Origin of the sequence: Enterococcus sp. DIV0800, from assembly GCF_050559735.1 — a bacterium.
Taxonomy (GTDB): Bacteria; Bacillota; Bacilli; order Lactobacillales; family Enterococcaceae; genus Enterococcus_A; species Enterococcus_A devriesei.
This window is the reverse complement of sequence record NZ_CP187898.1, coordinates 2,421,789-2,445,472: the sequence shown is the minus strand read 5'-3', so window position 1 is coordinate 2,445,472 and position 23,684 is coordinate 2,421,789. Positions and strand designations below refer to the sequence as shown.

The following is a 23,684-nucleotide window of genomic DNA, read 5'->3' as shown; positions in this document are numbered from 1 at the left end:
CTCGGACTCGCTCAGCTTTTTGCCAGTTTTTCTTCTCGCTTTATTGAGATTAGAAAAATGGTATGCGTAACGACAATCAGAATCATTTTTCGTGTTTTTGGAAAAATGATTCCCTAATTAGGAGCCAGCTGAGCAATAAGACCGAACTATTTCTTCATAGTTAAAAAAAGCGTTTTGCCTAATGTTGGCAAGACGCTTTTTTTGTGTTGAAAAGTCCTAGTTATTGAATCGAGCTTAAACTGATCTCGCCAGAAGAAAGGGTCATTTGTTCAGTACCAAGATCAACGACTAATTCCCCCGTATCGGTGATGGCTACAGCCGTTCCGATATAGTTCTGATCCTTCCGTTTGAAGGTAATTTTTTTCCCTAGTACAAAGGATTTTTTCCGGTAGCTTTCAAGGGCCGTTTGCTGGTCGTTAAGCAGCGCAAAGAATCGATTCCAGATGTTGATAATTAATTGGTTTCTAGTAGCAGAAGCTTTACCGTCGGGAAATAACGAAGTCGCTTTGGCTTGTAAGTCCTCAGGATAATTTGCTTGAGGAATGGAAAAGTTGATGCCCATACCGATGATGATATATTTTAACGAATTGGTTTCAACATCGGTCATCGCTTCAGACAAAATGCCGGCAACCTTTTTCTGGTTCAAATAAATATCATTGACCCATTTGATTTGACTATCGACCGCTAACAGCTCGTCGATCGCATCGGCGACCGCCACTGCCATTAAGACGGTATATTGCGGTAGTTCTTGCAACTGTTCGTTCGGTTCTAACAAGAGACTCATATAGATTCCTTGCTGCTTGGCGGCAAAAAAAGGCCGGTTGAAACGTCCGTGTGGCGCTTCTTGCATATCCGCCACTATCAGTAAGGGTGATTTTTTTCCTTCTACCACAGCTAGCTGAGCATCTTTCATGGTAGAGGCAGAGGTCTCTACTACGGTTACTTCGATAGGCTGCTGGATTTGAGTTTGGATTTCTTTGGCGTCCAAAATATCAGAGGGCTGGTAACGGTAGCCATTGGCTAAATGCTGAATCTGATAACCTTTTTTTTCTAATTCTTTGATAGCTTTCCAAATTGCTGTGCGGGAAACACCGATCTCTTGGGCTAAAGCTTCGCCGGATAAAATCCGATCTGCTTGTTTTAAGTGGGCTAACACTTTTTCTTTGGTGGTCAAAGAGATACCTCCTTACATTCTTTATAAAGAATGTATAAATTTTTTACATGAATAAATCGCTTTATAGCAGGTACATCCATGTCCGGCTTCGAAAACTCGCTTTATCGGAAATAAGCTGAGCGGGTTCGCGAAAGTCTTTCTTAATTGAATAGTCTTTTCTTGCTCAGTGTAACAAAAAAACAGGCTGCGTAAAAGCAGCCTGCCAAGAAAGAAGGATCGTCTTAGCGATTAATGTTAACTAAGCAGCAAGGCATCATCTTTAAGTTCGACGCCGGAGTTTTGATGGAACAGTTCCATTAATTTTGGTACCGTCAAGTTTTGTTTTTCAGATTGCTTCAGGTCTAACGCAATTTCACCTTGATGCAGCATGATCAGCCGGTTGCCGTAACGGATCGCGTCTTCCATGTTGTGAGTCACCATGAAGGCGGTCAAGGCTTGTTCGCGAATCAAACGCTCGGTTAGCTCCATGACGGTCAAGGAGGTTTTCGGATCTAGTGCCGCCGTGTGCTCATCAAGTAAAATCAGATCAGGCCGTTGTAAAGTCGCCATTAATAAGGTGATTGCTTGGCGTTGACCGCCGGAAAGCAACCCAATCTCTGCATCTAATCGATTTTCCAAATTTAAGTTCAGCATGGCCAACTGTTCTTTGAAAAAGCTGCGATCTTTATTTTTTACGCCTAGGGAGAATCCGCGTTTATGCCCGCGTTTCATTGCTAAGGCTAAATTTTCTTCCACTGATAAGCGGACCGCGGTCCCCATCTTCGGATCTTGAAAGACGCGGCTGATTTTTTTGGAGCGGCGCGTGACCGAGTGCTTAGTAATGTTTTCTTCATTTAGAAACATTTGACCTTCCTCAATTGGTAAGGTGCCAGCAATGCTATTTAACAAAGTTGATTTACCGGCACCATTCCCGCCGATGATCGTGACAAATTCACCAGGATTCAGGTCGAGATTAATGCCTTTTAGCGCGTGGTTTTCATTGATGGTGCCACGCTCAAAGTATTGATGTAAATTATTAATTTTTAAGACTGCTTGCATTATTTTTCTCTCCTTTCTTTCCCTTTTGCGGCTTATTTAGTGTAAATTTTGCTCGAATCTGCGGTAAGGATAAGCAGATGACCAAAACAATCGCTGAAGCCAATTTAGAATCTGTCGGTTCGACATTTAATTCGAAGACGAGGGCCAAAATGAAACGGTAAATAATCGCGCCTGCGGCAATCGTTAATAAACGGATCATGATCGGTTTATTCCGCAGTAAGACTTCCGCGATAATGATTGATGCTAGTCCGATAACGATCGTGCCGACACCCGAGTTTAAATCAGCGAAGCCGTTATTTTGCGCTAGGAGCGCACCGGATAAAGCGATGCTGCCGTTTGAGATCATATAACCTAAAAGCTTCATATTTTCAGTTCGAATCCCATTTGCTTCACTCATGTCTGGATTATCCCCTGTCGCACGAACCGCCAGGCCGATCTCTGTCCGGAAAAATGAAACTAACAGTAAGATGACCAATAAGACGATCAACAAACCGATTAGAATGACCGCATTATTTTTTGATAGCCCCATGTTTTGGGCAGCAGTGAAGACGGTACTTTCACCTAATAATGCAATGTTGGGAGCACCCATGACCCTTGATGTGACTGAGTACAACCCGGTCATCGTAATGATTCCGGCTAACAGAGCCGGTATCTTGAACTTCGTGTTCAAAATGCCGGTAACGAGCCCTGCCAGCATCCCACCGCCAAAGGCTAAGAGGGTCGCTACGATTGGGTGCAGTCCGTTGACGATGCCGATTGCTGCGATCCCGCCGCCTAATGGAAAACTTCCTTCGGCGGTCAGATCCGCGATATCTAAAATGCGAAACGTCATGTAGACTCCAATCGCTAAAAGGGACCAAAGCAGGCCTTGTGACGTTGCGGATAATAATAGAGAAATGACATTCATGATTCTTCCTTCTTTCTTTGGAAAACTTGGTTATTTTGGTTCTTTGATACTGTCTGGATCGATGCCTAAAGCTTTAGCCATCTCCTTGTTGACTACTAATTTCAAGGTATCAGCGGATTCAACCGGTGTGTCGGCTGGTTTTGCGTCACCGTCTAGGATCTTAGCGGCCATTTTACCGGTTTGTTTTCCTAAAGCTTTGTAGTCAATCCCGACCGTAGCTAGTCCACCATCGTCGATTTGTTCCGTTGAACCAGCAACTAATGGAATTTTCTTTTCCTTCACCACATCACCGATAACAGCCGCCGCGCTGGCGAAGGTATTGTCTGTCGGTACATAGATGCCATCCGTTTCATTGGCTAAAGACTCGGTAACTTGTTGGACGTCATTGGTGGTGTTGGCGGTTTTGACTTTGACGTCAACACCGGCTTTCTTCAAGGCTTTTTCGGCTAAGTCCGCTTGGATTTTCGAATTGGTTTCGCCGGCGTTGTACATGATCCCAATTGATTTTGCATCTGGTACGATCGATAGCAACAAGTCAATTTGTTTGTCGATTGGCACCATATCCGTTGTTCCTGTTACGTTTCCGCCAGGTTTTTTATCACTTTTGACTAACTTTGCCTCTTTCAAGTCTGTGACTGCAGTTACGGCAATCGGGATTTCCGTCGTGCCATTTAGTAAGGACTGGGCTGCGGGAGTCGCAATCCCTAACAATAGATCCGGTTCTTCTTTGATTAATTTCTCACTCATACTTTTTAAGTTGTCTTGATTGTTTTGGGCATTTTGATAATCGATTTCTAAATTATCGCCTTCCTTATAGCCGCCTTCAGCCAAACCTTCTTTGAAGCCGTCATAGGCATTGTCTAAGGAAGCATGTTGGACTAATTGTAAAACCCCTACGTGTTTCATATTGTCATCACTGGCTGCCTCTTTGCTGCCGCATGCCCCTAGCATCAATAAACTAACTAATCCGATTCCTGCTAATACTGTTTTTTTCATTTTCTTTCTCTCCTTTTGATCTACTCTTTGTAATCAATTGTTTGTGGGAAGCTTTTTTTTAACTAAAAAATCACCCGCTTAGAAGTGTCGAAACTCTAAGTGGGTGATGTGAATGCAAAAATATTTATGCTGCTTCATTCAAGCCACTTAGATTTTCTCTATGCGGCCGTTGGTACGTTGAAATGCTCTAGCCATCATAGATACAAAAAACACTCAGGTCGTTTGTACCCATCATGATGAATACAAACCTATCTAAAATAGCTAAAGTAATAGCGGTTATTCAGTTGTGAGTTTTGTTTGGCTAACATAAGAACAACCTCCAACTTGTTAAGATGTAAATTAGTATACGGTAAGAAAAATGAGATGTCAATAACAAAGCGAAGAATATTCTGAATATTCAAAAATGTATGAAGAATGAACGTGAATCAAATTTACTGAAAGTTTTAAGAAAAGGTTGCGACAGCTAGAGTTAAACCTTGAGACTATTGACTTTTATGTTTTTCTCATGTATCATATTAATTTGCTAAAACTATCTGAAATGATGACAGGCAGGAACGAAATATTGTCCGTTCCGGCTTTTAATAGGGAACAAAAGTAGAAGCTCGCGAATAAATTTTCAAGAGAACGTTCTATTTTTGGTTTTTTTTTGCCTAAAAGCCGCAAAAAATGTCAGGTGTTACACAATTTTAATCTTTGTAACATAAATGTAATTTATCTTCGGATCGGTTTTCAAACTTTTAAGAGGGGTGAAGAACTTGGCTGGACACGTAGTAAAGTACGGAAAACACCGAGAACGTAGAAGCTTCGCACGAATCAGTGAAGTGTTGGAATTACCGAATTTGATCGAAATTCAAACAGATTCTTATCAATGGTTCCTAGATGAGGGCTTGCGAGAAATGTTTGAAGACATTTTGCCAATTGAAGACTTTAATGGAAACTTGTCACTTGAATTTGTTGACTATGAATTAAAAGAACCTAAATACACGGTTGCGGAGGCTCGTTCACACGATGCAAACTATTCTGCACCATTACATGTTGTATTACGTTTAGTAAACCGCGAAACAGGTGAAATCAAATCCCAAGAAGTATTCTTTGGTGATTTCCCATTAATGACCGAACAAGGAACCTTTATTATCAACGGAGCAGAACGGGTTATCGTTTCTCAATTAGTTCGTTCTCCGGGCGTTTATTTCCACGGAAAAGTGGACAAAAACGGAAAAGAAGGTTTTGGTTCAACCGTCATTCCTAACCGTGGCGCATGGTTAGAAATGGAAACAGACGCGAAGGACATTTCTTATGTTCGGATCGACCGGACACGTAAGATTCCTTTGACTACGTTAGTTCGTGCACTAGGTTTCGGTTCAGATGACACCATCTTCGAAATCTTTGGCGAAAGCGAATCATTACGCAACACAATCGAAAAAGATTTACACAAAAACCCAAGTGATTCTCGTACCGAAGAAGGTTTGAAAGACGTTTACGAACGTTTACGTCCCGGTGAACCCAAAACGGCAGACAGCTCTCGTAGCTTGTTAACTGCACGTTTCTTCGATCCAAAACGTTACGACTTAGCTAATGTTGGTCGTTACAAAGTAAATAAAAAATTAGACCTTAAAACCCGTTTATTGAACCTGACTTTAGCTGAAACCTTAGTTGACGCTGAAACAGGCGAAATCATCGTGGAAAAAGGCACTGTTTTGACCCACCAAGTAATGGAAGATTTAGGACCACACTTGGAAAATGGTTTGAACTCAGTCACTTACTACCCATCAGAAGATGCTGTTGTAACAGATCCAATGACGGTTCAAGTGATTAAAGTCTTTTCACCAAAAGATCCAGAACGTGAAGTAACGGTGATTGGTAATGCCTATCCAGATGCTTCTGTTCGCACGGTTCGCCCTGGCGATATTATCGCTTCAATGAGCTATTTCTTGAACTTAATGGAAGGTATCGGCAATGTTGATGATATCGACCACTTAGGAAATCGTCGGATTCGTTCTGTTGGTGAATTATTACAAAACCAATTCCGAATCGGTTTAGCTCGGATGGAACGGGTTGTTCGTGAACGGATGTCAATTCAAGATCAAGAAACCTTGACACCGCAACAATTAATCAATATTCGTCCAGTGGTTGCCAGCATCAAAGAATTCTTTGGTTCTTCTCAGTTGTCACAGTTCATGGACCAAACCAACCCACTAGGTGAGTTGACCCATAAACGTCGTCTATCTGCCTTAGGACCTGGTGGTTTGACTCGTGACCGTGCCGGCTATGAAGTTCGAGACGTTCACTATTCCCACTATGGCCGTATGTGTCCGATTGAAACGCCCGAAGGTCCAAACATTGGGTTGATCAACAGTTTGGCATCTTACGCGAAAGTAAATAAATTTGGTTTCATCGAAACACCGTATCGTCGTGTGGATCGTTCAACTGGCAAAGTAACCGACAAGATCGATTACCTAACTGCTGATATCGAAGACCATTACGTAGTTGCCCAAGCAAACAGTAAGTTAAACGAAGACGGCAGCTTTGCTGAAGAAGTCGTGATGGCTCGTGCAACTTCTGAAAACTTGGAAGTAACGATTGATAAGATTGATTACATGGATGTTTCACCAAAACAAGTAGTCGCAGTCGCAACAGCTTGTATCCCATTCTTAGAAAACGATGACTCTAACCGTGCCTTGATGGGTGCCAACATGCAGCGGCAAGCTGTACCATTGATCCAACCACGTTCTCCATGGGTTGGTACTGGTATGGAATATAAAGCAGCACATGACTCAGGGGCTGCTTTGTTATGTAAAAATGATGGGGTAGTCGAATTCGTTGATGCACACGAAGTTCGTGTTCGTCGCGATAATGGCGCCTTAGATAAATACGATATTACTAAATTCCGTCGTTCAAACTCAGGGACGAGCTACAACCAACGTCCATTAGTTGGTCTAGGCGAACAAGTTGAAGTCGGCGATATCTTAGCTGACGGACCTTCAATGGAAAACGGCGAATTGGCTTTAGGTCAAAACGTTGTCGTAGCCTTCATGACTTGGGAAGGGTACAACTATGAAGATGCCATCATCATGAGCCGTCGTTTGGTGAAAGATGATGTCTACACCTCAATCCATATTGAAGAATATGAATCAGAAGCACGTGATACAAAATTAGGACCTGAAGAAATTACTCGTGAAATCCCTAATGTTGGGGAAGACGCGTTGAAGAACTTAGACGAAATGGGGATCATCCGCATTGGTGCTGAAGTTCATGATGGCGATCTATTAGTTGGTAAAGTCACTCCTAAAGGGGTAACCGAATTATCCGCAGAAGAACGTCTATTACATGCGATCTTTGGCGAAAAAGCGCGTGAAGTTCGTGATACGTCTCTACGTGTGCCTCACGGCGGCGGCGGAATCGTTCATGATGTGAAGATCTTTACTCGTGAAGCAGGCGATGAATTATCACCAGGTGTGAACATGTTAGTGCGCGTCTACATCGTGCAAAAACGTAAGATTCATGAAGGGGATAAAATGGCCGGCCGTCACGGAAATAAAGGGGTCGTTTCTCGCATCATGCCAGAAGAAGATATGCCATATCTACCAGACGGCACCCCGGTTGATGTCATGTTGAATCCATTAGGTGTACCATCTCGGATGAACATTGGACAAGTATTGGAATTACACTTAGGAATGGCCGCTCGCCAACTAGGTATCCACGTCGCAACACCAGTCTTTGATGGTGCGCAAGATAGCGATGTTTGGGAAACTGTCCGTGAAGCACGGATGGCCGCAGATGCTAAGACCGTTCTTTACGACGGTCGTACCGGTGAACCATTTGATAACCGGATCTCTGTTGGGGTTATGTACATGATTAAATTGGCCCACATGGTCGATGATAAATTACATGCTCGTTCAATTGGACCTTACTCACTTGTTACGCAACAACCATTAGGTGGTAAAGCGCAATTTGGTGGACAACGTTTTGGGGAAATGGAAGTATGGGCACTGGAAGCTTATGGTGCTGCTTACACGTTACAAGAAATCTTGACTTACAAATCAGATGATGTGGTTGGTCGTGTGAAAACTTACGAAGCCATCGTCAAAGGTGAACCTATTCCAAAACCAGGTGTGCCTGAATCTTTCCGCGTATTAGTGAAAGAATTACAAGCCCTTGGTTTAGATATGCAAGTCCTAGATATTAATGACAAAGAAATCGAGTTACGAGACATGGATGATGATGATGACGACTTGATCACAGTTGATGCTTTGACTAAATACGCAGAACAACAACAATCTGCGAAAGAAGTCGAAGAAAAAGCGGCTGCTGAAAGAGCGGAACAAAAATCAGATTTGATCCAAGAAATCGAAACTGCGGAAGACTTATAAGAAGTCGCGCTTGTCTGAAGAGGTTGTGAAAAAAGTGTTCAGCTTCAAGATATTTCGGCTTATTTCCGAAGAAGCTACTTTTTTCACACCGTTTATGCATAGGTCAATCAGCTATCCTCTAGCTGACTGACGATAAAATGAAATGGAGGGAAACCCTTTTGATCGATGTAAATAAATTCGAAAGTATGCAAATAGGTTTGGCTTCTCCTGAAAAAATCAGAAGCTGGTCATACGGTGAAGTAAAAAAACCGGAAACCATTAACTATCGTACATTGAAACCTGAACGTGAAGGGCTATTCGATGAAAGAATTTTTGGACCAACCAAAGACTGGGAATGTGCCTGTGGGAAATACAAACGAATTCGTTATAAAGGTATCGTTTGTGACCGCTGTGGTGTTGAAGTTACCCGTTCAAAAGTTCGTCGAGAACGGATGGGACACATTGAATTAGCAGCGCCTGTTACACATATTTGGTATTTCAAAGGTATTCCTTCACGGATGGGTCTTGTCTTAGACATGAGTCCTCGTGCGTTAGAAGAAATCATCTACTTTGCATCATATGTCGTAATCGATCCAGGTAATACAAGCCTAGAGAAAAAACAATTATTGACTGAACGTGAATACCGTGAAAAACGGGATCAATACGGTCAAGAATTTCATGCGGCAATGGGTGCTGAAGCCATCAAACAATTACTAGATAAAGTAGATCTAGAAGGCGAAACAGTTGAATTAAAAGAAGAATTGAAAACCGCTCAAGGACAAAAACGGACACGTGCGATTCGTCGCCTGGATGTTCTAGAAGCTTTCCGTTCTTCTGGTAACCTTCCAAGCTGGATGGTTATGGATGTTATTCCTGTCATCCCGCCAGATCTACGTCCGATGGTTCAATTAGAAGGAGGTCGTTTCGCGACTTCTGACTTGAATGACCTATACCGTCGTGTGATCAACCGTAACAATCGTTTGAAACGTTTGTTAGACTTGAACGCGCCAAATATCATCGTACAAAATGAAAAACGGATGCTGCAAGAAGCGGTAGACGCATTGATCGATAATGGTCGTCGTGGCCGTCCAGTCACTGGACCAGGTAACCGCCCATTGAAATCTTTATCTCACATGTTGAAAGGGAAACAAGGTCGTTTCCGTCAAAACTTGCTAGGTAAACGTGTCGATTACTCTGCTCGTTCCGTTATCGTTGTTGGACCTTTCTTGAAGATGTATCAATGTGGTCTGCCGAAAGAAATGGCGATCGAATTGTTCAAGCCTTTCGTAATGAAGGAGCTCGTTCAACGTGAAATCGCATCAAACATCAAAAATGCGAAACGTAAAATCGAACGTCAAGAAGACGTTGTTTGGGACATTCTAGAAGAAGTTATTAAAGAACACCCTGTTTTACTTAACCGGGCACCTACGTTGCATAGACTAGGTATCCAAGCATTTGAACCGATCTTAGTTGAAGGTCGTGCGATCCGTCTTCACCCATTAGTCTGTGAAGCCTACAACGCCGATTTCGATGGAGACCAAATGGCTGTCCATTTACCTCTAGGTGAAGAAGCGCAAGCAGAAGCTCGCATGTTAATGCTAGCTGCAACGCACATCTTGAACCCGAAAGATGGTAAACCAGTTGTTACACCATCTCAAGATATGGTCTTAGGTAACTACTACCTAACAATGGAAGAAGAAGGCCGCGAAGGTGAAGGAATGATCTTCCGTGATATGAATGAAGCAGTGTTGGCATGGCGTAATGGCTATGTTCACTTACATTCACGTGTAGCTGTTGACCCTAATACATTAGGCGACAAACCATTCACTGAAGAACAAAAAGAACGCATGTTGATCACAACTGTTGGGAAAATTATTTTCAACGAGATCATGCCGCAAGAGTTCCCTTACTTAAACGAACCAACTGATTTCAACTTAACACAATACACACCTGACAAATATTTTGTTGAAAAAGGTGTCGATATTCCTGCAGCGATCAAAAAACAAGAAATTATCTTGCCATTCAAGAAGAAAAATCTTGGAAACATCATCGCTGAAGTCTTTAAACGTTTCAAAGTCACTGATACGTCAATGATGCTTGACCGGATGAAGGACTTAGGTTACAAACACTCCACTCATGCTGGTATGACCGTTGGTATCGCCGATATCATGGCCTTGGCTGAAAAACAAGAAATCATCGACAATGCCCACAAACAAGTTGGCACGATCACGAAACAATTCCGTCGTGGTTTGATTACTGATGATGAACGTTATGAACGTGTTATCGCTGTCTGGAATGCAGCCAAAGATAATATTCAACAACGTCTGATTGAATCAATGGATGCGAAGAATCCAATCTTCATGATGTCTGATTCTGGAGCCCGTGGTAACATCTCCAACTTTACTCAGCTTGCTGGGATGCGTGGATTAATGGCCGCTCCGAATGGACAAATCATGGAATTGCCGATTATCTCAAACTTCCGTGAAGGTCTATCTGTCTTGGAAATGTTTATCTCGACTCACGGGGCTCGTAAAGGGATGACCGATACCGCCTTGAAGACAGCCGATTCAGGTTACTTGACTCGTCGTTTGGTTGACGTTGCCCAAGATGTGATTGTACGTGAAGAAGATTGTGGCACTGACCGCGGTCTACAAATCTCTGCGATCCGTGAAGGCAATGAGATCATCGAATCATTAGAAGAACGTCTGGTTGGACGTTATACTCAAAAATCTGTTTTAAATCCTGAAACAGGCGAAGTGATCTTACCTGGGGATGCATTAATCAGTGAAGCTGATGCAAAACGGATTATCGATGCTGGTGTTGAAACATTAACCATTCGTTCAGTCTTCACATGTAATACTAAACATGGTGTATGTAAACATTGTTATGGTCGTAACTTGGCAACTGGTGACGATGTTGAAGTCGGTGAAGCAGTTGGTACTATCGCCGCTCAATCAATCGGTGAACCAGGTACTCAGTTGACCATGCGTACATTCCATACCGGTGGGGTTGCCGGAGACGATATCACACAAGGTCTTCCTCGTGTCCAAGAAATCTTCGAAGCACGTAATCCTAAAGGTTTGGCTGTTATTACTGAAGTTACCGGTGAAGTCGTTGAAATCGCTGAAGATGCTGCCACTCGTTCGAAAGAAGTGACCGTCAAAGGTGAAACAGATACGCGGACATACACGGTTCCTTATACCGCTCGTATGAAAGTTGTTGAAGGTGACACAATCCACCGTGGGGAACGTTTAACAGAAGGTTCAATCGATCCTAAACACTTATTACAAGTGCGGGATGTAATCTCTGTTGAAACTTACTTGCTACGTGAAGTTCAACGTGTTTACCGGATGCAAGGGGTAGAAATCGGCGACAAGCATATTGAAGTAATGGTTCGTCAAATGTTGCGTAAAGTCCGCGTTATGGACCCAGGCGACACGGATATCTTGCCAGGTACATTGTTAGATATCGCTGACTTTAAAGACCAAAACTACAAAACGATTGTTTCTGGTGGTACACCTGCGACATCTCGTCCAGTCTTGCTTGGTATTACGAAAGCATCATTGGAAACAAACAGCTTCTTATCTGCCGCATCATTCCAAGAAACGACTCGTGTCTTGACCGATGCTGCGATCCGCGGTAAGAAAGATCCACTACTTGGATTGAAGGAAAATGTTATCATCGGTAAGATTATTCCTGCCGGAACTGGTATGGCGACTTACCGTAACATGGAACCAAAAGAAGTCGTTGTGGCTAGCGAAAATGTCTACAGTATCTCTGATATTGAAGCACAAATGGCTGCTGAAGACGCTTTGAACAATCCATTGAACTAAGCTTTAAAAGCATCACGAATTGGTGAAGCTGAATATTGATCAACAAAGGACCACAAGATTCTATTGAATCTTGTGGTCCTTTCTTTTTAGCGGTATTATAAGAGGGTATCTGACGAAATGGTAGCGGCTACTTTAACTATATATTAAATTTCGTTTAGACTAGCAGAGATAGACTATTGTCTAATGATAAATTATGAGAAAATAACGTAAAATTATTTGGCTAGATAAAAATTTTGAGGTGCTACATGAGCAGAGCAAAGAAAATCATTCTAATTATCGTAGGGATCATCGTGATACTAGTCGGTGCGGCTACGGTCTATCTACTAAAAGTAAATAATGACGTAGATCAAGCAATCAGTAAAATGACGAAAAAAATCGATTATTCGAGTAAACGTTCAGATACCGTTGATTTAAAAAGTGGAGAGCCTTTCTCGGTTCTGTTGATGGGAACGGATACTGGTGATAAAGGACGGACGTATCAAGGCCGCTCAGATTCGATGATGCTAGTAACGATCAATCCTAAAAAGAAGCAAACGATGATGACGAGCCTGGATCGGGATATTTATACTCAGATGGTGGGTTACAAAGGCGATGAGAATGTCTATGTCGCAAAAGGCGATACCTATTACGATAAGTTGAACGCGGCTTATTCACTAGGCGGGACTAAAATGGCGATTGAGTCGGTTCAAAAAATGCTGGATGTACCAGTTGATCACTATGTCGAAATCAACATGAAAGGCTTGAGGACCTTAGTCGATGCGGTCGGCGGGATCGAAGTCGATAATAAGATTGATTTTACACTAGACGGCGTTCATGTAAAAAAAGGCAAACAAACTTTGGATGGCAGACACGCCTTAGAGTATGTGCGGATGCGTCATGAAGATCCGAAAGGCGATGTTGGCCGGCAAGCACGGCAACGAGAAATTTTATCTAAGATCATTAAAAAAATACTCTCAGTCAATTCGGTAACCCAGTATAAAAAATATTTACACGCGGTGGAAGATTATGTGAAGACCGATCTAAGCTGGAGCGAAATGCTAACGGTCGTTAAGGAGTACACACCTGCTGCAGATGATATCAAGCAAACACAAGTCGAGGGTCAAGGCGAAATGATCCAAGATATTTACTTCCAAATCTTAGGACTGAATAGCTTGTTGGAAGAGCAAAATACTTTGAAGCAGCAATTAAATCTGCCTACTAAGAAAAAATTACCAAATCTAGATGACGACGATGACAATCAATTATTCTTTGATGACAGCGAAGTGGATAAGATCAGTGCGGGAACGCATTATGATTATACTGGCTACGGCAAAATCATTTATCCAATTGATACGGAGAATTATTAAACGAGAGCTGAAAGAAGAACCTGTGACAAAAGTCTTGTCACAGGTTCTTTTTTTACGGATAAATAGCTTATTACTTGAAACTGGATACGTCTAGTACGCTCTTTTTGAGCAGATTCATTTCATTTTTTTGAAAAAGGCTTATGATGGGACAAAAAGGGGGAAGTATTTATGGCAGAAGAAAAAGCAATTTTTGCTGGCGGCTGTTTTTGGTGTATGGTGAAGCCCTTCGATCAAATGCCCGGCATAAAGAAAGTTGTTTCCGGCTATACAGGAGGAGATGTAGAAAATCCCACCTATGAACAAGTTGGCAGCGGAACGACGGGACACACTGAGGCAGTCGAGATTACCTTTGATCCGGACATTATTTCGTATCAGCAATTAGTCGAAATTTATTGGCAGCAAACCGATCCTACTGATGCCTTTGGTCAGTTTGCCGATCGTGGAGACTCTTATCGTCCGGTGATTTTTTATTCCTCTAATGAACAAAAACTGACGGCGGAGGCCTCGAAGGAACGACTGCAAGCAAGTGGACGTTTTAAAGAGCCGATCGTAACGACAATTGAATCGGCTCAACCGTTTTATCCAGCAGAAGACTATCATCAAGATTTTTATCGAAAAAATCCAGCCCACTATAACGCTTATAGCGAGGGTTCTGGGCGTAAAGGGTTTATTCGCCAGCATTGGCAGGCTTAGCGATGGTTTAAGAGGATGCACAACAATCCGATAAAAAGAAAGGGTACAAAAGGCAGACGCTCCGGTGTTTTTTGCCGCAAGACTTGATAGCCGTAAAAAACCAGCCCTGTAGCGGAGGCAATCAGCAACAGCTGTAAGAGCTCATGGCCGGATAAAAATAAGCTCCATAAAGCAATGATCCAAAGATCTCCCAAGCCAAGACTGTTTGGGAGTATTTTTTGGCTGAAATAATAGAGGGCACAAACCATCAGTGGTTGTTTCCAATGAACAGAAAATAGCCAAACACCACCGCCTAATAAAATTAAACTAGTAAAGAAAAAGATTTTTTCCTCAACAATGAAATGATCCCAGTCGATCACCGCTAAAACGAGCGTACTCAGCAGCCAAAAAAGCTGCCACAGCTGAACCCCATTGATTTCTGCTAGAAAGAGGACAAAAAGCACTCCGCAAAAAAGCTCCAGCCAAAAGCTGCGGGCGGAGAATTTTTTATGACAATGGCTGCACCGAAAGCCTTGGCGAAGGCTGGAAAATAAAGGAATCATTTCCAGTGGTCGCAACTTTTGTTGGCAATGGTCACAATGGGATGGCGGATATAGGAGCGATTCTCCTCAAGGAAACCGAGTCGTGACAACGGCTAAAAAAGAGCCGATGATCGTGCCGATAACAAACTGTAAAATAGCGTTTCACCTCCTTTGCAATAAGATACGACAAAACATCGAAATGTCAGCATTTTCTTTGTACTTTTGCTGAAAGTGTATTATGCTTTTATTGGAGCTAAAAATTTTAGGAGGTATGAAGGAATGAAATTTGAAAAGACAAAAGAAGTATTGAACCAACTAGTCGCAGACTTAAGTCAAATGTCCATGGTTATCCACCAAACACACTGGTATATGCGTGGCCCTGGTTTCTTGACATTACACCCAATGATGGATGATTTCATGGATGATGTGAATGATCAATTGGATGAAATCTCCGAACGCTTGATCACATTAGACGGATCACCTTACTCAACTTTGCGTGAAATGGCTGACCAAACAAAGATCCCTGATGAAGTAGGACGTTGGGATCGGACAATGGAAGAACGTCTAGCTACGCTTGTTAAAGGCTATCGCTATTTAGCAGACCTTTATCAAAAAGGGATTGATGTGACCGGTGAAGAAGGCGACGATCCAACACAAGATATTTTCATTGAATTCAAAACTGCGACCGAAAAACGCATTTGGATGATCCAAGCTCATTTAGGCAAAGCGCCTGAAATTGACGCGTAATTAATAATCGAAAAAGAGACAAACACGTTTACGTGTTTGTCTCTTTTTTAGTTGTCAGTAACACGCAATGCATAGGAATCGAGTAAAATTCGCGCAATAATCTGCAAAGGTAACCTAGAGCGTACTTCATAGTCAGGAAAATAGGAGCCTTCTGATTTGAAGCCGATTAAAGGAATCTCACAATAATTCATTAGACTCGAGGAATTATTCGCAGTAACTAGAATCGAACCAATTTCAGCATTGTAACAATTTTTGGCTGCAACCACTAATTCTTTGGTTTCGCCATTCAAGGAAATGAAAATAACAATGTCTCGCTTATTAAGTTTACGACTAATATTTTTAATAATTTCCGGATCGGTATGCATCTGGCAATATTTTCCAGTAAGTTGGAATTTCACCATCATTTCTTGACCAATCATCTCAGAAAACCCTCGTGCAAAGATAATTACCCGCTCAGCAAATTTGATCTTTTGGATCGCATCTTCAATATTGCCGATTTCGATCATGTTAATTGTGCGTACCACTTCTTGTTCGTTTTTTAAAATTGCTCGACGAATCCCTTTATCCACTTTATCTAATGAAGAGAAATTAATATTTTTGTTTTCTTGCTCTTTTAAGTGATGTTTAAACGCAGTAAATCCTTCGTAACCTTTCTTTTTCATTGTACGAACGATTGTAGCGGTAGAAACATTGGCTTTTTCACTAAGTTTTACGATGGAGTAATTGGGAACTTCCAGAATTTGGCTCTCAATAAAGTCCCAGAGGTATTGTTCAGTTTCGCTTAATTTATGTTCCATATTTGATTGCCCTTCTTCCGCAATGTCTATGATAAAAATATCATGATTAATGAAAAAATGTAAAGCTTTTCAGAGAAAACGTTCAAACATGAAAACCTTTTCGGTGCTGCATGCCCCATAATAAAGTCAAGGAGGTCATCACTTATGTCTATCTATACATGTACGATGAATTTAGCGATTGATCTATTTATTGAAACGGATACTATGAACCCTTTTACTGTCAATCGAACAAAGGATGACGATATTCAAGCAAATGGAAAAGGGGTAAATGTTTCCCTCATACTTAAAATGTTGGGAGTTGCCACAACTGCATTGGGATTTCGTGCTGGGTTTACGGGTAACTATATAGAAGATTATTTACGAGAAAAAGAGATTAGCACTGATTTTATTGAAGTTCCCGGAATGACCCGCATCAATGTTTTTACTCAAGTCAATCAGACGAAGGAGGAATTCAAACTAGTCAATCAAGGTCCAAAAATTCCTGACGAAAAGATTCAAATCTTTTTGGAGCAAATCAAAGGATTGTCACTGGGCGATTATCTTTGTATTTCAGGTAGTTTACCGAGAGGTGTGAAGCCAGAAACTTTGATCGAAATCAGTCGGATTTGCCATGAACGTGGAATCCATTTGATTATTGATAGCAGCTATCAAGAAGTTATGGATTGCTTGTTGTATCACCCGTTCTTGTTGAAACCTAACGAAGAAGAACTGGAATCATGGTTTGGCCAAGTGATCGACACAGAAGAAGCCTATTTATTTTATGGGCAGCAGTTATTGGAGGCTGGCGCACAAAATGTTTTGTTATCACTTGGCGGTGAGGGAGCGATTCTTTTTAGTCAAGATCGTATTCTCCGCGGAAATTCACCTAAAGGAAGAGTAGTAAATACAGCTTGTGCTGGAGATACGTTACTAGGGACTTTTTTAGCAGGCTATTTAACCAATCAGTCGATGGAAGAAACACTGCGTAAAAGTTTAGCAGCGGGAAGTTCGACGGCTTTTCGCAAAGGTTTGACCAATTTTTCGGATGTTGATGAGTTAAGCAAACAAATTGAAATCAAAGAAGAGGGGTTAAAAACATGGGAAATTATCAGTTAATCGCAGCAACAGGTTGTCCGACAGGAATTGCTCACACATACATGGCGCAAGAAGCTTTAGAGCAGGCCGCTAAGAAAAAAGGCGTGACTATTAAAGTGGAAACGCATGGACAAATCGGAGTCGAAAATGAACTGACTGCAGAAGAAATCAAAAATGCTGAAGCTGTCATTATCGCAGCGGATAAAGATGTTCATCCAGAACGCTTTGCCGGCAAGCGAATCATTGATGTTTCAGTTAGCACCGGTATCAAAGATGCGGCGCGTTTGATTGACGACGCATTAGCTGGAAAAGGTTCGATTGCCGCAGAAAATCAAGCCGTGGATGCCTTAGAACAGGAAATAGGTAGCAATACTAGCTTTGGTCGTAGTATTTATAAAAATTTGATGAATGGCGTTTCCCACATGCTGCCTTTTGTTGTTGCTGGTGGGGTGTTGATTGCGGTCTCATTTGCCGTTTGGGGTATTTATTCCTTTGATCCAGATAATGCTCAATACAACGCCACGGCTGCGATGCTGAAAGGTGTCGGGGACGCAGCAATGGGGATGATGGTTCCTGTATTAGCTGCTTATATCGCGGAAGGAATAGCCAAACGTCCGGGGCTGGTCGTTGGTTTTGTTGGCGGGATTGTTGCAGTAAACGGTGGGACCGGGTTCTTAGGCGGAATCTTAGCTGGTTTTCTAGCCGGGTATCTCATTTTGTTCTTGCAAAAAGCTTTGGAAATTTTACCAAAACAATTAGACGGTTTAAAAGCAATTTTCCTTTATCCAGTCATTGGTGTCGCAGTCATTGGTGTAGTGATGTCATTACTAGCAGGACCGATGAAAGCAGTCAATGAAGGGATGATGAGCTTCTTAGCTGGCTTTGAAAATTCTAATCCCTTGGTTCTTGGTGTGATTGTCGGCTGTATGTGTGCTTTTGACATGGGCGGTCCAATTAATAAAGCAGCTTATGTCACAGGGACAGCATTATTAGCACAAGGAAATACGACCTTTATGGCTGGAGTCTCTGCTGCTTGTATCGCGCCGCCATTGATTACTGGATTCGCTACGTTATTATTTGGAAAATATTTCGATACAAACGATCGGAATGCTGGGTTAGTTAATTTTATCTTAGGTTCTACGCATATTACTGAAGGTGCGATTCCTTTTGCAGCAAAAGATCCGATCAGAGTATTACCAACTATGATGTTAGGTTCATCTATCGCTGCTGTTTTAACGTATATGTTTGGTGTTCAAGTACCAGCTCCCCATGGCGGATTCTTAGTTTTACCAGTTGTCACAGGTAAATGGCAATGGGTACTTTCAATTCTGATTGGCTCAATCGTAGGCGGTGTAATTTTAGGTCTGATTCAAAAGAGCAGCGTTGCCGCAAAAGAGAAGAAAGAAAATGCTGAAGCAACGGAAAAATCAGCGATCGTTGAATAGGAAGGAGTTTGGAGATGGAGATCATTCAAACAGAAAAAATCTTTTTAAAACAGTCATTGGCAACGCAAGAAGAAGTCTTTGAATTTTTGGCGAAGCAGGCAGAAGGATTAGCTATTGCTACCGATAAAGCGCAAGTTTATCAAAAGCTAATCGAGCGTGAGAATGAAGGAACGACAGGAATGATGGATGGATTTGCAATCCCACATGCCAAGGCAACTTCGATCAATGAACCCAATATTATCATTGTCACATTGGAGCAGGGAATAGAGTGGAATAGCTTAGATGGTCAATTAATCAATTTTATCATCGCACTGTTTATTCCAGATTCACAAGCTGGAACGACCCACTTAAAGTTATTATCCGCTGTTGCACGGCTGTTGATGCGCAATGAAGTTACAGAAGAGCTTAAAGCAGCACAGTCCAAAGAAGCAATCGCAACATTACTAAATGAAAAATTAGGTGAGAATGAATGAAAAGTCTAGGAAAAAAAGAGTATTTAGAGCGAATGACCAATCAAGCAGGGATTATTGGCGCGTTAGCGATTGACCAACGAGGTGCCTTGAAGAAAATGATCGGTCAATATAAAGAAGCGACGACAGACGATGTAGTTAAATTTAAAGAATTAGTTTCGCAACAGCTGACACCTTATGCTTCGGCGATTTTATTAGATCCTGAATATGGTCTGCCGGCGGCCGAGGTTCGTAATGAAGAGTGTGGTCTGCTGCTGGCGTATGAAAAAACCGGCTATGATGCAACAACACCGGGTCGTCTACCAGATGTATTGAATACTTGGTCAGTGAGACGTTTAAAAGAATCCGGCGCCGATGCTTGTAAATTCCTACTCTATTATGATGTCGACGAATCGGAAGAGATCAATGAACAAAAACGAGCATATATGGAACGGATCGGTTCAGAGTGCACTGCTGAAGATATTCCATTCTTCTTAGAAATTGTCACTTATGCTGCTGATATTGCGGATACATCTTCGCTAGAATATGCTAAAGTGAAGCCGCGAAAAGTCATTGAAGCGATGCGCGAGTTTTCAAAAGAACGTTATCAAGTCGATGTTTTGAAGGTGGAAGTTCCAGTTAATATGAACTTTGTGGAAGGATATGGACAAGAGGCTTGTTATAGTCAAGCAGAGGCTGCGACGTATTTTAACGAGCAATCAGAAGCAACGAACTTGCCATTTATTTTCTTGAGTGCGGGAGTTAGTGCAGAACTGTTTCAAGAAACATTACGCTTTGCTCAAAAATCAGGATCGACCTTCAATGGTGTTCTGTGTGGCCGAGCTACTTGGGCCAATGGCGTTGAGGCGTTTGTTCAAGCTGGGGAAGACTCAGCTATTGCTTGGTTGACAGAAGAAGGAAAACAAAATATTGAATCCTTAAACAAGGTCTTAGAAGAAACCGCCACTCCAATTTATATTAAAGCCTAAAAAAGAAAGCAGATAAAGAAATGTTCCAAGCCAGAATTAAGAGCTTGGAACATCTTTTGTCTTATAAGGCTGCTTTTGCCAGCTCGATTTGTTTTTTGACTTGATCAAAGCCGGTGCCGCCTAGTGAATGGCGACGAGTGACCGCAGTTTTAGAGGATAAGGTATCGTAAATGTCTTCTTCGATCACGGAATTGATTGCTTGGTAATCGGCTAATGGGACATCTTGCAGATAAATCCCCTTTTGAGTGCAATCTAAGACCAATTTTCCAACGATCTCGTGGGCTTGACGGAAGGGAATGCCTTTGGTCGCCAAATAGTCGGCTAGTTCCGTCGCGTTGGAAAAATCTTTTTCCGTCGCGTCATGCATGACCTGTGTATTGACCTTCATGGTGTCAATCATACCGGCCATGATATCTAAGCTAGTCGCGACCGTATGGACGGTATCAAACATACCTTCTTTGTCTTCTTGTAAATCTTTGTTATACGCCAAGGGTAAGCCTTTGATCACTGTCAACAAACCAACTAAATCACCGAAAACCCGGCCTGATTTGCCCCGAATCAACTCTGCCATATCAGGGTTTTTCTTTTGCGGCATAATCGAGCTGCCGGTGGAAAAAGTATCGGTCAATTCGACAAATTTAAATTCGTGGCTGCACCATAAAATGATTTCCTCGCAGAAACGGGAAAGGTGCATCATCAAGATCGAGCTGTTACTCAAAAATTCTAAAATGAAATCACGATCGCTAACCCCATCCAAACTATTCATATAAAGATCGTTGAAGCCTAATTCCGCTGCAGTCATTTCCCGATCGATGGGAAAAGTCGTCCCAGCCAAAGCTGCACAGCCGAGAGGAGAAATATCTACTCGTTTGATACTTTCTTCCAACCGGGCTTGATCTCGTGTCAGCATGCCATAGTAAGCCATCAAATGATGCCCAAAAGAAATCGGTTGGGCATGCTGCAGATGCGTGTAGCCAGGCATAATCGTTTCGACATGTTCTTCGGCTTTGTTTACTAGGACCCCTCGAAAATGCTGTACTTTTTCAATGATCTCAATCAAATGTTCCTTTAAATATAAATGCATATCCGTCGCGACTTGATCGTTCCGGCTGCGAGCTGTGTGAAGCTTGCCGGCGACTGGACCGATCTCGTCGTGGAGCATTTTTTCCAAATTTAGATGGATATCTTCATTTTCAATCGTGAAGACTAATTCATCGTTTGCGGCTTTCTCCGCTAAAACCGTCAAGCCAGCAGAAATTTTATCCGCTTCTTCTATAGTAATGATTCCCGTTGCACCTAACATTTTGACATGGGCCAAGCTGCCGGTGATGTCTTGTTTCGCTAATTGCTGATCAAAAGGAATCGATGCGCCAAACGCGTCAATCCAAGCTTCATTTTTACCGTCAAAACGGCCGCCCCAAAGTTTTGCCATGTATCGTCACCTCATTATTTTCTTGTTAAAAAAAGACCGCTAAAACGGCCTTTTCTTTGATGTCTAGCAGAACGAGTTCGCTAAACTTTTCTTAATATCCAGCTTTTCGAACAAGCTTTTTCGGTAATAAGCAAAACTTTTTTTAAGTCTAAGGAGCGACTTATCAAAAGCTTGGTCTTATTACTCAAAAGCTGAACGAGTTCGAAAAGCTTTTCTTATAGGGAGGAGGCATCTTTTCAGATACCTCAGGATGAAAACATTGCTGGTTTCCTTATTTCCTACCTGGAAAAGAAACTCACCTATGAGCAATGGCAAGATGTGAAACCGGACGGCCTTATTTACCGGCAAGTAAAAGCCGCCTCACATCTGGTTCATCTTGCAAAAGAGGGGTGACAGAAGTCTCGGCTTCTGCCGCTCCGATTCATCTTAAAGCGTTGGTTGGGTTTTCTTTGCTTGGTTTTTCGCCTGAATTTCGGCGTTGACCTTAGTTGGCAAACCCCACAATTTAATGAAGCCGATCGCCGCATCTTGATCGAACGTATCGGCGGAAGTATAAGTCGCCAAGTTTTCGTTATATAAGCTGTTGTCAGATTTACGTCCTTCAACGATCACGTTGCCTTTAAATAGTTTGACCCGTAGTACACCGTTCACGACTTCTTGTGATTGTTTCAAGAAAGCGATCAAAGCGTCCATCGTTGGGTTGAACCATAAACCGTCGTAGATCATTTGGCATAATTGCTGTTCGATCACTGGTTTGAAATGAGCCATCTCACGGACAAAGGTCAAATCTTCTAACTCTTTGTGGGCGGTCATTAAAACTTCTGCACCTGGACATTCGTAAACTTCACGGGATTTGATTCCGACTAACCGATTTTCAATATGATCGATTCGGCCGATACCGTGCACGCCGGCGATGGTATTCAATTTCATGATCAATGTCGCTAATGATAATTCTTCTCCGTCTAAGGCCGTCGGTACGCCTTTTTCAAAGGTAATCTCTACAATCGTCGGTTTATCAGGGGTGTCTTCCAATTCAGCGGTAATGTCGTAAGCACCTGCTGGCGGAGTTGCCCACGGATCTTCCAAGACGCCGCATTCGCAAGCCCGGCCCCATAAGTTTTGGTCAATCGAATAAGGATTGTCTAAATCAGCGGGGATCGGCACGCCTTTTTCGGCTGCATAATTAATTTCTTCTTCCCGTGACCATTTCCATTCACGAACCGGCGCGATGATCTTCAGATTTGGATCAAGGGCTGCGATGGACACTTCAAAACGTACTTGGTCATTGCCTTTTCCGGTACAGCCGTGAGCGATCGTAGTCGCACCAGTCTGATGAGCTAGCTCAACTAATTTTTTCGAGATCAAGGGACGAGACAAAGCAGATACTAACGGATAAGAATTTTCATAGTAGGTATTGCCTTGCAGCGCGATCAAAACGAAATCCTGTGAAAACTCCTCACGAGCATCAATCGCATAGGATTCAGTCGCACCAACCTGTAAGGCTTTATTTTTAATAAATTCAGTGTCCCGACCTTCGCCGATATCTAAACAACACGCGATCACATCATAACCTTCATCCACGAGCCATTTGATTGAGACAGAAGTATCTAAACCACCTGAGTATGCTAAAATCACTTTTTCTTTCATCCTGATTGCTCCCTTACTGCTTTTTCATTAAATTCTAATTAATGTGTTGAAGCTATATTAGCATCGTAAAATACAAAAATCAACCCCTTTTTAAATATTTATGCAAAATAATTTTAAAAATACGTTTCTTTATTCATTTTGCAGGGTAGAAAGCTGCTGAATATGAATAGTAGGAAGACATTAGGAAAATGAAAATATTTTGCGTTTTCAAAGAGAAAAACATTGACATACCAAGCCTTAGCAAGTA

Annotated in this window: 17 protein-coding genes and 1 pseudogene; 9 read left to right on the top strand and 9 right to left on the bottom strand. The window is 42.1% G+C overall.

Features of this window, described 5'->3' with window-relative positions; genetic code table 11:
* Positions 1-220: 220 nt before the first annotated feature.
* The 4 genes from IGI54_RS11760 to IGI54_RS11745 all read right to left on the bottom strand — a co-directional run bounded on the left by IGI54_RS11760 (position 221) and on the right by IGI54_RS11745 (position 4,115).
* A complete protein-coding gene (locus tag IGI54_RS11760; protein WP_071862577.1) occupies positions 221-1,174 on the bottom strand; it encodes a biotin--[acetyl-CoA-carboxylase] ligase in 954 nt (317 codons plus the stop codon).
* 234 nt (positions 1,175-1,408) lie between these two features.
* Positions 1,409-2,212, bottom strand: coding sequence for an ABC transporter ATP-binding protein (locus IGI54_RS11755; protein WP_071862578.1), 804 nt, complete (start codon positions 2,210-2,212; stop codon positions 1,409-1,411).
* Positions 2,190-3,122, bottom strand: coding sequence for an ABC transporter permease (locus tag IGI54_RS11750; RefSeq protein ID WP_430621500.1), 933 nt, complete (start codon positions 3,120-3,122; stop codon positions 2,190-2,192). The genes IGI54_RS11755 and IGI54_RS11750 overlap by 23 nt, the downstream gene beginning before the upstream one ends.
* 27 nt (positions 3,123-3,149) lie before the next feature.
* Positions 3,150-4,115 carry an ABC transporter substrate-binding protein gene (locus tag IGI54_RS11745; RefSeq protein ID WP_216430451.1) on the bottom strand — a complete coding sequence of 322 codons (966 nt, stop codon included), beginning with the start codon at positions 4,113-4,115 and terminating at the stop codon, positions 3,150-3,152.
* A gap of 755 nt (positions 4,116-4,870) precedes the next feature.
* On the opposite strand from IGI54_RS11745, the gene rpoB reads away from it, so the two are divergent.
* The 4 genes from rpoB (at position 4,871) to msrA (ending at position 14,336) form a co-directional block, all read left to right on the top strand.
* The gene (gene rpoB, locus IGI54_RS11740; RefSeq protein ID WP_071862581.1) at positions 4,871-8,485 is read left to right on the top strand and encodes a DNA-directed RNA polymerase subunit beta; all 3,615 of its coding nucleotides are present in this window, start codon (positions 4,871-4,873) and stop codon (positions 8,483-8,485) included.
* Positions 8,486-8,643: 158 nt separating this feature from the next.
* Entirely contained in the window at positions 8,644-12,297 is a 3,654-nt protein-coding gene (gene rpoC / locus IGI54_RS11735) for a DNA-directed RNA polymerase subunit beta' (protein ID WP_276516272.1), read from the top strand.
* 245 nt (positions 12,298-12,542) lie between these two features.
* Positions 12,543-13,643: an LCP family protein gene (locus IGI54_RS11730; RefSeq protein WP_071862583.1), complete on the top strand. Its 1,101-nt coding sequence runs from the start codon at positions 12,543-12,545 to the stop codon at positions 13,641-13,643.
* A 168-nt stretch (positions 13,644-13,811) separates the two neighbouring features.
* Positions 13,812-14,336, top strand: coding sequence for a peptide-methionine (S)-S-oxide reductase MsrA (gene msrA, locus IGI54_RS11725; RefSeq protein WP_430620797.1), 525 nt, complete (start codon positions 13,812-13,814; stop codon positions 14,334-14,336).
* Here msrA and IGI54_RS11720 read toward each other — a convergent pair.
* Both IGI54_RS11720 and IGI54_RS11715 read right to left on the bottom strand, forming a co-directional pair.
* Entirely contained in the window at positions 14,333-14,779 is a 447-nt protein-coding gene (locus tag IGI54_RS11720; RefSeq protein ID WP_430621499.1) for a prepilin peptidase, read from the bottom strand. The genes msrA and IGI54_RS11720 overlap by 4 nt on opposite strands.
* A pseudogene (locus IGI54_RS11715) lies at positions 14,768-14,929 on the bottom strand (prepilin peptidase); the annotation flags it as partial. The pseudogene IGI54_RS11715 and the gene IGI54_RS11720, both read right to left, overlap by 12 nt.
* Before the next feature lie 207 nt (positions 14,930-15,136).
* Here IGI54_RS11715 and IGI54_RS11710 point away from each other — a divergent pair.
* The gene (locus IGI54_RS11710) at positions 15,137-15,604 is read left to right on the top strand and encodes a Dps family protein (protein ID WP_071862586.1); all 468 of its coding nucleotides are present in this window, start codon (positions 15,137-15,139) and stop codon (positions 15,602-15,604) included.
* 47 nt (positions 15,605-15,651) lie between these two features.
* Here IGI54_RS11710 and IGI54_RS11705 read toward each other — a convergent pair whose 3' ends face one another.
* Entirely contained in the window at positions 15,652-16,401 is a 750-nt protein-coding gene (locus tag IGI54_RS11705) for a MurR/RpiR family transcriptional regulator (protein ID WP_313630499.1), read from the bottom strand.
* A gap of 144 nt (positions 16,402-16,545) precedes the next feature.
* On the opposite strand from IGI54_RS11705, the gene pfkB reads away from it, so the two are divergent.
* The 4 genes from pfkB to lacD are packed head-to-tail and all read left to right on the top strand — an operon-like array spanning position 16,546 to position 20,358.
* Positions 16,546-17,496 carry a 1-phosphofructokinase gene (gene pfkB, locus IGI54_RS11700; RefSeq protein ID WP_430620796.1) on the top strand — a complete coding sequence of 317 codons (951 nt, stop codon included), beginning with the start codon at positions 16,546-16,548 and terminating at the stop codon, positions 17,494-17,496.
* Positions 17,478-18,920 carry a PTS fructose transporter subunit IIC gene (locus tag IGI54_RS11695; protein ID WP_313630501.1) on the top strand — a complete coding sequence of 481 codons (1,443 nt, stop codon included), beginning with the start codon at positions 17,478-17,480 and terminating at the stop codon, positions 18,918-18,920. The genes pfkB and IGI54_RS11695 overlap by 19 nt, the downstream gene beginning before the upstream one ends.
* Positions 18,921-18,934: 14 nt before the next feature.
* Complete coding sequence (locus IGI54_RS11690) at positions 18,935-19,393, top strand: fructose PTS transporter subunit IIA (protein WP_430620795.1); 459 nt, start codon at positions 18,935-18,937, stop codon at positions 19,391-19,393.
* Entirely contained in the window at positions 19,390-20,358 is a 969-nt protein-coding gene (gene lacD, locus IGI54_RS11685) for a tagatose-bisphosphate aldolase (protein WP_430620794.1), read from the top strand. The genes IGI54_RS11690 and lacD overlap by 4 nt, the downstream gene beginning before the upstream one ends.
* Before the next feature lie 61 nt (positions 20,359-20,419).
* On the opposite strand, the gene argH is transcribed toward lacD, so the two are convergent.
* Entirely contained in the window at positions 20,420-21,790 is a 1,371-nt protein-coding gene (gene argH, locus IGI54_RS11680) for an argininosuccinate lyase (RefSeq protein WP_430620793.1), read from the bottom strand.
* Positions 21,791-22,216: 426 nt separating this feature from the next.
* Positions 22,217-23,437, bottom strand: a complete 1,221-nt coding sequence (locus tag IGI54_RS11675) for an argininosuccinate synthase (RefSeq protein ID WP_379946191.1) — start codon at positions 23,435-23,437, stop codon at positions 22,217-22,219.
* Positions 23,438-23,684 lie beyond the last annotated feature (247 nt).

Excerpts from the sequence above, each read along its gene's own strand:
- IGI54_RS11755 (WP_071862578.1), bottom strand. The coding sequence starts at position 2,212 with ATGCAAGCAGTCTTAAAAATTAATAATTTACATCAATACTTTGAGCGT.
- IGI54_RS11745 (WP_216430451.1), bottom strand. The coding sequence starts at position 4,115 with ATGAAAAAAACAGTATTAGCAGGAATCGGATTAGTTAGTTTATTGATG.
- IGI54_RS11730 (WP_071862583.1), top strand. The coding sequence starts at position 12,543 with ATGAGCAGAGCAAAGAAAATCATTCTAATTATCGTAGGGATCATCGTG.
- msrA (WP_430620797.1), top strand. The coding sequence starts at position 13,812 with ATGGCAGAAGAAAAAGCAATTTTTGCTGGCGGCTGTTTTTGGTGTATG.
- IGI54_RS11710 (WP_071862586.1), top strand. The coding sequence starts at position 15,137 with ATGAAATTTGAAAAGACAAAAGAAGTATTGAACCAACTAGTCGCAGAC.
- IGI54_RS11705 (WP_313630499.1), bottom strand. The coding sequence starts at position 16,401 with ATGGAACATAAATTAAGCGAAACTGAACAATACCTCTGGGACTTTATT.
- pfkB (WP_430620796.1), top strand. The coding sequence starts at position 16,546 with ATGTCTATCTATACATGTACGATGAATTTAGCGATTGATCTATTTATT.
- IGI54_RS11695 (WP_313630501.1), top strand. The coding sequence starts at position 17,478 with ATGGGAAATTATCAGTTAATCGCAGCAACAGGTTGTCCGACAGGAATT.
- IGI54_RS11690 (WP_430620795.1), top strand. The coding sequence starts at position 18,935 with ATGGAGATCATTCAAACAGAAAAAATCTTTTTAAAACAGTCATTGGCA.
- lacD (WP_430620794.1), top strand. The coding sequence starts at position 19,390 with ATGAAAAGTCTAGGAAAAAAAGAGTATTTAGAGCGAATGACCAATCAA.
- argH (WP_430620793.1), bottom strand. The coding sequence starts at position 21,790 with ATGGCAAAACTTTGGGGCGGCCGTTTTGACGGTAAAAATGAAGCTTGG.
- IGI54_RS11675 (WP_379946191.1), bottom strand. The coding sequence starts at position 23,437 with ATGAAAGAAAAAGTGATTTTAGCATACTCAGGTGGTTTAGATACTTCT.